At 70.6% G+C, this 12,223-nt stretch carries 14 protein-coding genes; 10 read left to right on the top strand and 4 right to left on the bottom strand.

The window, feature by feature from the left end; all coding sequences use genetic code 11:
• Positions 1-153 precede the first annotated feature (153 nt).
• Positions 154-528, top strand: coding sequence for a rhodanese-like domain-containing protein (locus ACLQ3K_RS12790; RefSeq protein ID WP_224645964.1), 375 nt, complete (start codon positions 154-156; stop codon positions 526-528).
• 45 nt (positions 529-573) lie between these two features.
• On the opposite strand, the gene ACLQ3K_RS12785 is transcribed toward ACLQ3K_RS12790, so the two are convergent.
• On the bottom strand, positions 574-1,179 hold the full coding sequence (locus ACLQ3K_RS12785) for a TetR/AcrR family transcriptional regulator (protein WP_425999713.1): 606 nt from the start codon (positions 1,177-1,179) through the stop codon (positions 574-576).
• 107 nt (positions 1,180-1,286) lie between these two features.
• Here ACLQ3K_RS12785 and ACLQ3K_RS12780 point away from each other — a divergent pair, with 107 nt between their 5' ends.
• The 5 genes from ACLQ3K_RS12780 to ACLQ3K_RS12760 all read left to right on the top strand — a co-directional run bounded on the left by ACLQ3K_RS12780 (position 1,287) and on the right by ACLQ3K_RS12760 (position 7,492).
• The gene (locus tag ACLQ3K_RS12780) at positions 1,287-1,964 is read left to right on the top strand and encodes an FMN-dependent NADH-azoreductase (protein WP_425999711.1); all 678 of its coding nucleotides are present in this window, start codon (positions 1,287-1,289) and stop codon (positions 1,962-1,964) included.
• Positions 1,961-2,281, top strand: coding sequence for a DMT family transporter (locus ACLQ3K_RS12775; protein ID WP_224645967.1), 321 nt, complete (start codon positions 1,961-1,963; stop codon positions 2,279-2,281). The genes ACLQ3K_RS12780 and ACLQ3K_RS12775 overlap by 4 nt, the downstream gene beginning before the upstream one ends.
• 43 nt (positions 2,282-2,324) lie before the next feature.
• Complete coding sequence (lysS, locus tag ACLQ3K_RS12770; RefSeq protein WP_425999708.1) at positions 2,325-4,094, top strand: lysine--tRNA ligase; 1,770 nt, start codon at positions 2,325-2,327, stop codon at positions 4,092-4,094.
• Between the two features lie 185 nt (positions 4,095-4,279).
• The gene (locus ACLQ3K_RS12765; protein ID WP_224645969.1) at positions 4,280-4,624 is read left to right on the top strand and encodes a histone-like nucleoid-structuring protein Lsr2; all 345 of its coding nucleotides are present in this window, start codon (positions 4,280-4,282) and stop codon (positions 4,622-4,624) included.
• A gap of 285 nt (positions 4,625-4,909) precedes the next feature.
• The gene (locus tag ACLQ3K_RS12760) at positions 4,910-7,492 is read left to right on the top strand and encodes an ATP-dependent Clp protease ATP-binding subunit (protein WP_224645970.1); all 2,583 of its coding nucleotides are present in this window, start codon (positions 4,910-4,912) and stop codon (positions 7,490-7,492) included.
• A gap of 38 nt (positions 7,493-7,530) precedes the next feature.
• Here the strand turns inward: ACLQ3K_RS12760 and ACLQ3K_RS12755 are convergent, their stop codons facing one another.
• Complete coding sequence (locus tag ACLQ3K_RS12755) at positions 7,531-8,280, bottom strand: potassium channel family protein (RefSeq protein WP_224645971.1); 750 nt, start codon at positions 8,278-8,280, stop codon at positions 7,531-7,533.
• A 114-nt stretch (positions 8,281-8,394) separates the two neighbouring features.
• On the opposite strand from ACLQ3K_RS12755, the gene ACLQ3K_RS12750 reads away from it, so the two are divergent.
• On the top strand, positions 8,395-8,937 hold the full coding sequence (locus ACLQ3K_RS12750) for a hypothetical protein (protein ID WP_425999705.1): 543 nt from the start codon (positions 8,395-8,397) through the stop codon (positions 8,935-8,937).
• A gap of 263 nt (positions 8,938-9,200) precedes the next feature.
• A complete protein-coding gene (hsaB, locus tag ACLQ3K_RS12745) occupies positions 9,201-9,752 on the top strand; it encodes a 3-hydroxy-9,10-secoandrosta-1,3,5(10)-triene-9,17-dione monooxygenase reductase subunit (protein WP_224645974.1) in 552 nt (183 codons plus the stop codon).
• A gap of 93 nt (positions 9,753-9,845) precedes the next feature.
• Here hsaB and ACLQ3K_RS12740 read toward each other — a convergent pair whose 3' ends face one another.
• Together ACLQ3K_RS12740 and ACLQ3K_RS12735 are read right to left on the bottom strand one after the other, a co-directional pair.
• Positions 9,846-10,151: a hypothetical protein gene (locus ACLQ3K_RS12740; RefSeq protein ID WP_224645975.1), complete on the bottom strand. Its 306-nt coding sequence runs from the start codon at positions 10,149-10,151 to the stop codon at positions 9,846-9,848.
• A 62-nt stretch (positions 10,152-10,213) separates the two neighbouring features.
• Positions 10,214-10,549, bottom strand: a complete 336-nt coding sequence (locus ACLQ3K_RS12735) for an antibiotic biosynthesis monooxygenase family protein (protein ID WP_224645976.1) — start codon at positions 10,547-10,549, stop codon at positions 10,214-10,216.
• Between the two features lie 95 nt (positions 10,550-10,644).
• On the opposite strand from ACLQ3K_RS12735, the gene ACLQ3K_RS12730 reads away from it, so the two are divergent.
• Both ACLQ3K_RS12730 and ACLQ3K_RS12725 read left to right on the top strand, forming a co-directional pair.
• On the top strand, positions 10,645-11,361 hold the full coding sequence (locus tag ACLQ3K_RS12730; RefSeq protein ID WP_374201282.1) for an alpha/beta fold hydrolase: 717 nt from the start codon (positions 10,645-10,647) through the stop codon (positions 11,359-11,361).
• A gap of 3 nt (positions 11,362-11,364) precedes the next feature.
• Positions 11,365-12,156: an Fpg/Nei family DNA glycosylase gene (locus tag ACLQ3K_RS12725; RefSeq protein ID WP_425999702.1), complete on the top strand. Its 792-nt coding sequence runs from the start codon at positions 11,365-11,367 to the stop codon at positions 12,154-12,156.
• Positions 12,157-12,223: the final 67 nt, after the last annotated feature.

The raw sequence follows: 12,223 nt of genomic DNA, 5'->3' as shown, positions 1-12,223 counted from the left end.
GAACCCTTGCCGCCGGTTGCGGCGGGGTGCTAGCTTCGCTGTCATGAGCCAGGTGCGCAGCTGCATGGAGTGTTGTCGGGTCCGCTAGGAACCCGACCCCCTTTCGCTGCCCGGACACGCCCTCCGCGCTCCGCCTCCCTCCTGGAGACTCCGATGCACCCCGTGCACTTCACCCCCGCCACCGGCCAGATCGTCGTCGACGTCCGCGACCAGTCCGAGCGCAACCGCGACGGAATCCTCCCCGGTGCCGTCGCCCTCGACGCGGCCGCCGTCGCCGCCCGGCTCGTCCCCGGCCTCCCCACAAGCCTCGCCGCCGCCGGTCCCGACGCCCAGTGGCTGCTGGTCAGCGGCAATGGCGCCACCGCCGCCGCGATCGCCACCCGCCTCCGGGACCGGGGCGTGCAGGCGTCCTCGGTCGACGGTGGCTTCCGGGCCCTGACCCTGGGCATCACGCCCGGCGCCGGCCGCGGTCGCGCGTCCGAGGCCTACGAGCGGGCGCTCGCCCAGTTCGCCGCCCACGAGGCCTGAGGCTCCTCCGCCGCCGGGCAGTCGGCGCGGCGCCGTCTCCGGCGCTCAGCCGAGCAGCCGGTGCGCCTGAGCGTCGAGCGCGGCGCTGATCCGCTCCGGCGACAGCCCGCGCTCGCGCTGCTGCAGGTAGACCTCCGCCGCGACGGGCGCGAGGACCGCGTCCACCATCGCCTCCGGATCGTCGATCCCCGCCTCCGTCAGCAGGGCGCGGACGTGCGCGAACCAGAACCCGTAGGCCCCCGTCGCGAACCGCGCGCCCCCCGTCTCGGCGCCGAGCACCAGGTGTGAATGCGTTCCGAGCAGCCGGACCATCGCCGCGTAGAAGGCGGCCAGGCGGTCCCCGGGCGGCACGCCCGGACCGAGCGGCGGGTCGCCGCGCAGGATCGCCTCCTGCAGTGAGCGCTCGTGGTCGTCGAGCAGGGCGGCCGCGATCGCCCCGCGGTCGGGGTAACGCCGGTACAGGGTGCCGCGGCCCACGCCGGCGGCCTTCGCGATGTCGTCCATCGTCACGCTGCGCGGATCCCGCGTCGCGAACAGCTCGGCGGCCGCGTCGAGCACCTTCTGCCGGTTGCGGGCGGCATCGGCCCGCTCGACGGGCGGCGCGGCCCCGTCGTCAGGGGTGTCCGCCAGGAGGTCCGGTCCGATCCGCATGGCATCGAATCTAGCCACGAATCTTGATATGGACAAGCTGTCCACTTGTGCGCTACCGTTCGATCCAAACAAGCGGACAATGTGTCCGGTTAACGGAAGGCGATGCCATGACCCACCTCCTGCACCTGGACGCGAGTGCCCGGCGCGCGTCGGTCAGCCGCGAGCTCAGCGCCGACTACGCCGCGGCCTGGCGCGCCGCCCACCCCGGCGGCGCCTACACCTACCGCGACCTCGCGGCCGACCCCGTTCCCCTCATCGACGAGGCGTGGACCGAACTCTGCGACGCGGCCCTCGCTGCGGGCGAGACCGACCCGGCGCGGCTGTCCGCGCTGGCCCGGACGCCCGAACAACGGCGGGCCTGGGGTGTCGTGGAACCGCTGCTGACCGAGGTGCTCGCCGCCGATGTGATCCTCATCGGCACGCCCATGTACAACTTCTCCGTGCCGGCGTCGCTCAAGGCCTGGCTCGACCAGATCACCTTCCCGCGGATGTCGCTGGCGCCCCGGACGTTCGTCGTCGCCTCCGCCCGCGGCGGGGCGTACTCGCCCGGTGCGCCGCGCGAGCCCTTCGACCACGAGGAGCGGTACCTGCGCGACTTCTTCGCCGGCCACTTCGGTGTGACCGATGCGGTCTTCGTCGCGAGCGAGCTCGCCAACTCCCGCATCGACCCCGCGCTCGCGCACCTGCGTGACGCGCACGACGCCTCGCACGCCGCCGCCGTCGCGGACCTGCGCCGGCTCGCGGCCGAGCGCGGCCGGGCCGGGGCCGGCGAGGTCGTCCGATGAGCTGGCTGATCCTGGGGCTCGCGGGCCTCGTGGAGATCGCGTGGTCGCAGACGATCAAGCCCACCGCGAACTTCACCCGGTTGTGGCCGACGGTGCTGTGCATCGTGCTCGGGGTGCTCGCCGTGTACTTGCTGGCCCGCGCGATGCGGACCCTGCCGGTGGGCACCGCCTACGCCGTCTTCACGGGCATCGGCGCGCTGGGCGCGATCACCCTGGGCATCGTCGTGCACCGGGACCCCGTGACGGCGGGCCGGATGCTCGCGCTGTCGATGATCCTGGGCGGTGTGGTCCTGGCGCGGATCACGAATCCGGAGTGACCGGGGCCGAGCGGTAGGATCACCACCCGTGAATGCTGCGCCCGTGACTGCACCCCTGGACGACTGGGTCTCCCGCCTCGCGGATGAGGCCGTGGCCTTCGCCGAGCGGAACGGGAAACCCGTGAAGGTGGCCTCGGGGATCTCCCCGTCGGGGCCGATCCACCTGGGGAACCTCCGCGAGGTGATGGTGCCGCACCTGGTGGCCGACGAGCTGCGTCGCCGCGGCCTGCAGGTCGAGCACATCATCTCCTGGGACGACTTCGACCGCTTCCGCAAGGTTCCGAACGTCCCCGGCGTCGATTCCTCCTGGGAGCAGCACATCGGTAAACCACTGACACGCGTTCCGGCGCCGCACGGCTCCGATGCGGAGAACTGGGCCGAGCATTTCCGGCGCGAATTGCAGGGCGCGCTGGAGGATCTGGGCGTCGAGTACCGGGGAATCAGCCAGACGCAGATGTACACCTCTGGTGCATATGTCGATCAGGTGCTGCACGCGATGGCGCAACGCGGGCGCATTGATTCCATCCTCGAGCGCTATCGGACGCTCGACCGCGGAGAAACACCAGCGGCGGACGGGAATGCATCGGAAACGGACGCGGAATCGGACGCCGATGCGGCGTCGGGAGCGGCGGAGGAAGCGGACGGATCGGGTGATTCCGGTTACTACCCGTACAAGCCCTACTGCTCGGTGTGCGGGACCGATTTCACCACGGTAACGGCGTACGACGACGATTCGACCGAGCTCACCTACGTTTGCCGGTGCGGACACACGGAAACGGTGATTCTTCGCGATCACACCGACGGGAAACTGGTGTGGAAGGTCGATTGGCCCATGCGCTGGGCCTTCGAGAAGATCACTTTCGAGCCCTCCGGTGTCGATCATCAATCGCCGGGGTCGTCGTTCGCCGTGGGCAAGGACGTGGCGCCGATCTTCGGCTGGAAGCGGCCGCTCGGCCCGATGTACGCCTTCGTCGGCATCCGCGGCATGGCCAAGATGTCGTCCTCGAAGGGCGGGGTGCCGACCGCCGCGGTCGCGCTGCGCTACCTCGAGCCGCCGCTGCTGCGCTGGCTGTACGGGCGCAAGAAGCCGAATCAGTCCTTCGACGTGGCGCTGGACGGCGACCTGCCCCGCACCTACGACGAGTGGGACGCGCTGGTCCGCAAGACGGCCGGGGAGAAGGCGCAGCCCGGCGACATCGCGGCGCACGCCCGGGCGGTGTCCGTGCAGGACACGAGGTCGCAGCAGCTGCGAGAGCTGCCGCTGACGCCCCGCCCCGTGCCGTACAAGACGCTGGCCTCCGTCGTCGACATCACCACCGGCGACGACGAGCAGACCCTGCGCATCCTGGCCGCGCTCGAGCCCGACCAGCCGCTGGACGAGCTGGCGCCGCTGCGTCCGCGGCTGGACCGCGCCACCGCCTGGGTGGCCGAGCAGATGCCGGCGGAGGAGCGCACCGTCGTCCGGAGCGAACCGGACGCGGAGCTCCTGGCGTCCCTCACGGACGAGCAGCGGGAGGGCCTGCGGCTGCTGCTGGAGGGCTCCGGCACCCCCGCCCCTGCCGGGCTCGGCCGACTCGAGGACGACTGGACGCTCGCCGGAATCACGCACCAGGTGTACGGCGTCGCGAAGGTGCAGCGCGGCCTGGGCGCGGATCAGATCGTCAAGGGCGATAAGGAACTCGCCGCAGCGCAGCGCGCATTCTTCGTCCTGCTCTACCGCCTGCTGGTGAGTAGCGATACCGGTCCGCGGCTGCCCACGCTGCTGCTCGCGATCGGTGTGGAACGGGTGCGCGCGCTGGTGTCGTTCCAGTAGTACCGAATCGGTGAATTGCGCGCCGTCCGGCGCGATTCAACCGGAATGCGGCACCTTCTCGGTCGCGATCGTTACAGTATCGCGACAAATTTTCCGACGCCTCGAATCGAAACAATGTCAATAGTGTGTATACACTCGATTTGAACGACGCAATGGAACCATTACTTCGAGAAGGGGCCAAAACTATGGCGCGCAAGGTCACCGTTACGCTGGTCGACGACGTGGACGATACGCAGACCGCTGACGAGACCGTGGAATTCGGCCTGGACGGCGTCACGTACGAGATCGACCTGTCGTCCAAGAACGCCGCGAAGCTGCGCGGATCCCTGGAGGAATGGGTCGAGAACGCCCGCCGGGCCGGCGGCCGCAAGCGCGGTACGCGTGCCCTGGCCGCCCCGCGCGGCCGTACGCCGATCGACCGCTCGCAGAGCGCCGCGATCCGCGATTGGGCCCGCAAGTCCGGTTTGAAGGTCAACGACCGCGGCCGCATCAGCCAGGACGTGATCGACGCCTACAACGCGGCGAACTGACGCCCGTTCGACCCCACCCCGGCGCCCGGTGCGCCGGGGTGAGTCGTATCCGGGGCCGTTTCGCTCACGGCGGAACGGGGATCAAAACCCGCCGGGGGCGCGTTTGACCTGGTGTATCAGGATCCGACCAGTGGGCGACGGGGCCTGCGGGCCCCGGCTGCGGGGCACTGCCGACACCACCGCTGACCGGTCCGAACTACAGTGAGAAGACGTTGATGCAGACGGCTATCTGCGGGTTCGGCCTCGGCCGTTCCCCGAAGTAACCGGGATGTGAGGAAAATGGCCATGTTCGAGAGGTTCACCGACCGCGCTCGCCGCGTCGTCGTCCTGGCGCAAGAAGAAGCCAGGATGCTCAATCACAACTACATCGGCACCGAGCACATCCTCCTGGGTCTGATCCATGAGGGTGAGGGTGTGGCGGCCAAGGCCCTCGAATCGCTGGGCATCTCCCTCGAGGGTGTGCGCAGCCAGGTCGAGGAGATCATCGGGCAGGGCCAGCAGGCCCCGTCGGGTCACATCCCCTTCACGCCGCGTGCCAAGAAGGTGCTCGAGCTGTCGCTGCGCGAGGCGCTGCAGCTCGGCCACAACTACATCGGCACCGAGCACATCCTGCTCGGCCTGATCCGCGAGGGCGAGGGCGTCGCCGCCCAGGTCCTGGTGAAGCTGGGCGCCGATCTCAATCGGGTCCGCCAGCAGGTCATCCAGCTGCTGTCGGGCTACCAGGGCAAGGAGGGCGGTGGCGGCGAGCCCGCCGGCGCCGGCGCCCGGACCTCGGGTGGTGAGGCGGGCACCCCGTCGACCTCCCTCGTGCTGGACCAGTTCGGCAGGAACCTGACCGCCGCGGCGGCCCAGGGCAAGCTGGACCCGGTCATCGGCCGGTCCAAGGAGATCGAGCGCATCATGCAGGTGCTCTCGCGGCGCACCAAGAACAACCCGGTGCTGATCGGCGAGCCCGGCGTCGGCAAGACGGCCGTCGTCGAGGGCCTGGCGCAGGCGATCGTCAACGGCAACGTGCCCGAGACGCTCAAGGACAAGCAGCTCTACACCCTGGACCTCGGGTCCCTGGTGGCCGGCTCGCGCTACCGCGGTGACTTCGAGGAGCGCCTCCGGAAGGTCCTCAAGGAGATCGACACCCGCGGCGACATCATCCTGTTCATCGACGAGCTGCACACGCTCGTCGGCGCGGGTGCCGCCGAGGGCGCGATCGACGCCGCATCGATCCTCAAGCCGAAGCTGGCCCGCGGCGAGCTGCAGACCATCGGCGCCACCACGCTCGACGAGTACCGCAAGTACATCGAGAAGGACGCCGCCCTGGAGCGCCGCTTCCAGCCCGTCCAGGTGGGCGAGCCGAGCGTCGAGCACGCCATCGAGATCCTCAAGGGCCTGCGCGACCGGTACGAGGCGCACCACCGCATCTCCATCACGGACAGCGCGCTGGTCGCCGCCGCCACCCTGGCGGACCGGTACATCAACGACCGCTTCCTGCCGGACAAGGCGATCGACCTCATCGACGAGGCGGGCGCGCGCATGCGCATCCGCCGGATGACCGCGCCGCCGGACCTGCGCGCCTTCGACGACAAGATCGCCGATGCGCGTCGCGAGAAGGAATCGGCCATCGACGAGCAGGACTTCGAGAAGGCCGCGTCGCTGCGCGACAAGGAGAAGCAGCTCATCGGCGAGCGCGCCGAGCGCGAGAAGCAGTGGCGCGCTGGTGATCTCGACGTGGTCGCCGAGGTCGACGAGGAGCAGATCGCCGAGGTCCTGGGCAACTGGACCGGCATCCCCGTGTTCAAGCTCACCGAGGAGGAGACCACCCGTCTGCTCCGCATGGAGGACGAGCTGCACAAGCGGATCATCGGCCAGGAGGACGCCGTCAAGGCCGTCTCGAAGGCGATCCGTCGTACCCGCGCGGGCCTGAAGGATCCGAAGCGCCCGTCGGGCTCGTTCATCTTCGCCGGCCCGTCCGGCGTGGGTAAGACTGAGCTCTCGAAGGCGCTCGCGAACTTCCTGTTCGGCGAGGACGACGCGCTCATCCAGATCGACATGGGCGAGTTCCACGACCGCTTCACCGCCTCGCGCCTGTTCGGTGCCCCTCCCGGGTACGTGGGCTACGAGGAGGGCGGCCAGCTCACCGAGAAGGTGCGCCGCAAGCCCTTCTCCGTGGTGCTCTTCGACGAGATCGAGAAGGCGCACAGCGAGATCTACAACACGCTGCTGCAGGTGCTCGAGGACGGCCGCCTGACCGACGGTCAGGGTCGCACGGTCGACTTCAAGAACACCGTGCTGATCTTCACGTCGAACCTGGGCACGTCCGACATCTCCAAGGCGGTGGGCCTCGGCTTCACCCAGGGCGATTCGGACGGCGGCAACTACGACCGGATGAAGCAGAAGGTCAACGACGAGCTCAAGAAGCACTTCCGGCCCGAGTTCCTCAACCGCATCGACGACATCGTCGTCTTCCACCAGCTCACGCGGGATCAGATCATCGAGATGGTCGACCTGATGCTGAACCGGGTGGGCACCGCGCTGAAGAACAAGGACATGGGGCTCGAGGTCAGCGACCAGGCCAAGTCCCTGCTCGCCAAGCGCGGCTTCGACCCGGTCCTCGGTGCCCGGCCGCTGCGCCGCACCATTCAGCGGGAGATCGAGGACGCGCTGTCCGAGAAGATCCTGTTCGGTGAGATCGGCGCCGGCCAGATCGTCGAGGTCGACGTCGAGGGCTGGGACGGCGAGGGCAAGGGCGAGGACGCGAAGTTCACCTTCGCCGGCAAGCCCAAGCCCGCGATCGACCTGGAGAAGTCCGACGACGGCGTGCCCGCCCTGGTGGCCGACGCCTCGTCCGCGACGACGCCCGGCGAGACCGCGTAGCGCGCCAGCGCAACCGACAGAGTTCCATCGAGGAGCCGTCACCCTTCGGGGTGGCGGCTCTTCGCGTTCTCGACGGTGCCGTCCCTGAGCCGGCCGATCTCCTCGCGCAGGGCGCGGACCTCGGCGGTGAGTTCGTCGACCTCCCGGTCGGTGCGGCGGGCGCTCGCGTCGACGGCCTTGAGCTGGTCGACGACCCAGCTGGTCGCGGTGCCGATCACGAAGCTGATGAGGCCGATGCCGACGACCATGAGCAGGAGGGCGACGAACCGGCCTTCCGTGGTCACGGGGTAGACGTCGCCGTAGCCGACGGTGGTGACGGTGACGGCCGCCCACCACAGCGCGTCGCCGTAGCCGGTCACCTTGGTGTCCGGGGCGCCGCGCTCGGCGTCGAGGAAGGCCAGGCTGCAGAGGAAGACGACCAGGACGGACGTGGTGCCGACGAAGACCGCGAGGCGTGCACGGGTGAGCCGCGATCGGTGCAGGCCGCCGAGGAGGAGCGGTGCGGCACGGAGTGCCCGGAGCGGGCGGAACGGCGGCAGCGCGATCGCGAGGAGGTCGATCGGGTGCGTCCGCACGAACCGCCAGCGGTCCGTCGACAGCCGCACCCGGATCGCGTAGTCGGCGACGAAGGCCGCCCAGATGGCGATGTCGGTCCAGTCCACGAGGTGGCGCATCAGCGGGCTCGGCGCAACGTCGAGCACCTGCACCGCGTAGACGGCGAGGAAGGCCAGCGCCAGGGCGATCATCACGGGATTCGTCCGGCGCTCCCAGAGTTGCCTGCGGGTCACCGGCGAAAGGTACTCCGAGCAGGGCCGTCTCCGCTGGGGAACCGCGCGCGTTGCGATCCGTGCAGTATGCAATAGCATCGCATCGGTATCTAGAGTTCAGGGTGGGGGTGGGCGATGCGCTGGGTCGTGCGGCGGTGGGCGTCCAGGGTGCTGCTGGCCCTCGCATCGTTGACCGCGCTCGCCACCATGGGGATCGTCGTCGACGAGGACGATCTCGGCGGGTCCCTGTTCCTCGTGGGCGTGGTCCTGTTCGTCGCCGCCACTGTCCTGCACTGCCGGCGACCGTCGCGGCTGTCCGCGCTGGCGATCTGCTACGCGGCGGGCCTCGCCCTGATCCTGTTCGTGATCCTGCTGGCGGTGACGATCGGCCCGCACCACGCAGGTGCGGGCGGGCACTGGGGGTGGCGCGATGCCGCCGTGGGGATCGGGATGTCGTGCCTCATGGCCCTCGCGACCCTGATCTGGTGTCTCGGCACGGACCCGCCCGGCCGCGCGCTGCGCAGGGCGGCCATCCCGCTGATCGCGGGGATCGCCGCGAGCGCGGTCCCCGTCCCGGTGATCCACGACCGGGCGGCGGCCGTCGCGATGGTGGCGGCGCTCGTCGGGGTCGTCCTGTGCGAGGTCCGCCCCGTGGCGGAGGAGTCGGAGGCGCTGTAGGGCGCGAGCTCCGGCCGGGGAGGGGCCACGGTTCCTCGCGCAGCCCGCACTGCTCGGAGCGCCCGCCGACCTGGACCGGCCCGAAGAGGAACTCACCCCGGTCGCGCGGGCGATCGTCCTGGGCCGCCGCGGGTAAGGATCACGCCGAGTGGATCGGTGGCGCTCGGCGTCCGCCGTGCGCAGGCTCGGTGGACCCGGCCGCGGGGCGTGCCGGGCGGTGGTGTGGCGCGCACCGTCGGAAACGGCGGGAGTAGGTTGGCAGCATGACCGAGGCCGGATTCGATCAGCGCACGTTCCGACATGTGATGGGGCAGTTCTGCACCGGCGTCACGATCATCGCGACGTCCAACGCCGAGGAGAACCCGGTCGGCTTCGCGTGCCAGTCGTTCGCCGCGTTGTCGCTGGACCCGCCGCTGGTGCTGTTCTGCCCGATGAAGACGTCGCGGACGTGGAAGCACATCGAGGCGTCGGGGAAGTTCGCGGTCTCCGTGCTTGGGCAGGAGCAGGAGTCCGTGAGCGCCGCGTTCGGCCGGTCGGTGGACGACAAGTTCGAGGGCCTGCGGTGGACGCCCTCGCCGCTCGGCAACCCGACGATCGACGGCTCGCTGACGTGGATGGACTGCACGCTCGAGAACGTGCTCGACGGGGGAGACCACCACATCGCGATCGGCCGGGTGCACCACCTCGGCGATGTCGACGACGCGAAGCCGCTCCTGTTCTACCGCGGCGCGTACCTCTCCACGAACCACCCGCAGCAGCACCCCGCGGCCAGCCTGGAGTCGTTCCTCACCTGGGACTCCGGCGCCTGGCTCTGACGCTCGGGCGCCGGCTGCCGGTGTGGGGGCGCGTGTTGCCGTGAGAGGCGATGCGTCGCGCGCATGGCTCCGCGGAGCGACTTACGACCACCCCTACTGGCCGTAGGCGTACCGGAGGTCGGCGAAGACGAGGGTGCTGATCCGTCGGGCGACGTGGCGGACGTACTCCGGCCCCGGGAGAGGTTCCTCGGCGTACAGGACCCACTGCACGTCGGAGCCGCCGCCGCCGGGCTCGACGGTGAAGACCACGCGCAGGTCCGGGCGGTCGGGCCACAGCGAGGACCACTCGACCCGCGTCTCGCCGTCGGTGGACAGCACCGCCGGGGCTACCTCGTCGTCCGTCAGGCGCAGCCAGTGCCGGACGGTGCGCGGAACCGGCGCGGCCAGGTCCTCGCACACGAACCGCGGCGGCGCCGGAAGGTTCCGGCGCCGGGACGCGATCTCGTGCGAATCCCGTGTGGCTACTGCCCGGCCTTGCCCTGCACGTCGAGGACGACCTCGAACTCGAGCAGGTCGGCGCCCGAGGCGACGGGCTTGCGGCCCTCGCCGCCGCCGGGGTTGCGCTCGCCGGCGTGGGCCTCGCGGGCCGGGCCGTCGCGCCAGGCGGCGAAGGCCTCCTCGGACTCCCACTGCGTGACCACGAAGTAGCGGTCGTCGCCCTTCACCGGGCGCAGCAGCTGGAAGCCCAGGAAGCCGGGCGAGTTCTCGACCGCGTGCGCGCGCTGGGCGAACCGCTTCTCGAGCTCGGGGCCCGCGCCCTCGGGGATGTGGATGGCGTTGATCTTCACTACCGACATGACCCGACGATACCGTCGCCCGACCCGGTAGGTTGGGCCGCGTGGATGAGTGTGTGGGCCTGAGAGATTGGGGTGGCCGCGAAGGAGCCGGACCGATCGTGCTGCTGCACGGCCTCATGGGCCGCGGCCGCACCTGGCGCCGGCAGATCCCGTGGCTGCGCCGCTACGGCCGCGTCTTCACCTTCGACGCCGAATTCCACCGCGGCCCCGGCTTTCCCGTACCACCGGACGACATCAGCACCGAGCGCTTCGTCGCCGACGTCGCCGAGATCCTCACCTGCCTGGACCAGGGCCCGGCGACGCTGATCGGGCACTCCATGGGCGGCCTCCACGCCTGGTGCACCGCCGCCGAGTACCCCGAGCTCGTGCGCGCGCTCGTCGTCGAGGACATGTCGCCCGAGTTCGCCGGCCAGTCCACCGACACCTGGGCGCCCTGGTTCGCCAGCTGGCCCGACCGCTTCGCCTCGCAAGCCGAGTGTGAGGCGCTGTTCGGGCCGGTCGCCGGGCGCTACTTCTACGAGGCCTTCGACGACGGTGCCCTGCACGGCGAACTCGACGTCTTCCGCGCCATCGCCGACCACTGGGGTCCGCGCGACCACTGGCCGCAGTGGCGGGCCGTGCAGGCGCCCACCCTGCTCGTCGAGGCCGAGTTCACCGTCGTGCCGCCCGGGGTGGGCGAGCGCATGGTCCGCTCCTACACCGGCCCCGACCTGCGCTACCTCAAGGTCGACGGTGCCGGCCACCTCGTCCACGACGACGCGCCCGGCGTGTACCGCGGCGCCGTCGAGGCGTTCCTCTCCGGGCTGGACTGACCGGTGCCCGAGGGCGACACCGTCCACAACCTGGCCGCGCGGCTGCGGCCGGTGTTGGAGGGGAAGGTGCTCACCGCCTGCGACATTCGGGTGCCGCGGTACGCCACAGTCGACCTGACCGGGCGCGAGGTGAGCGCCGTCACCGCGCGCGGCAAGCACCTGCTGATCGTCGCCGGGAACGCCGTTATCCACAGCCACCTGAAGATGGAGGGCGAGTGGCACGTGTACCGCCCCGGCGAGCGCTGGCGCCGCCCCGCGCACACCGCCCGCGCGGTGCTCGCCGTCGACGGGGCGCAGGTGGTCGGGTTCTCCCTCGGAACGCTCGAGATCCTCACGCCGGGCGAGGCCGACGGTGCCCTCGCCCGGCTCGGGCCCGACCCGCTCGGCCCCGACTGGGACGCCGACCGCGCCGCGGCGAACCTCGCGGCCGAGCCGGAGCGCCCCGTCGGGCTCGCGCTGCTGGACCAGACCGTGCTCGCCGGGGTGGGCAACGTCTACCGCAACGAGCTCTGCTTCCTGCGCGGCGCGCATCCGGCGACGCCGGTCGGGGAGTGCGGCGACCCGCTCGCCTGGGCCGACGGTGCCGCGCGGCTGCTGCGGGCCAACCTCGGGCGCACGCGTCGGGTGACGACGGGCGTCGACCGGAACGGCATGCGCGCCTTCGTCTACGACCGCGCGCGGCGCCCCTGCCTGCGCTGCGGGACGGCGATCGTCGCGGGCTCCCTCGGCGGTCCGGGCGAGGCGGAGCGGGCGATCTGGTGGTGCCCGCGCTGCCAACCCGAAAGCTCTAACTAACTAGTTGGTTGACAGTTTCCGAGATTGGCTCTAATGTTTCAACTAACCAGTTAGTTGAATCGAAGGA

Source organism: Tsukamurella sp. DT100 (genome assembly GCF_049844855.1).
In the GTDB taxonomy this organism is placed as follows: domain Bacteria; phylum Actinomycetota; class Actinomycetes; order Mycobacteriales; family Mycobacteriaceae; genus Tsukamurella.
The sequence above is the reverse complement of the archived record's forward strand: the minus strand, read 5'-3'. Positions and strand labels throughout refer to the sequence as shown.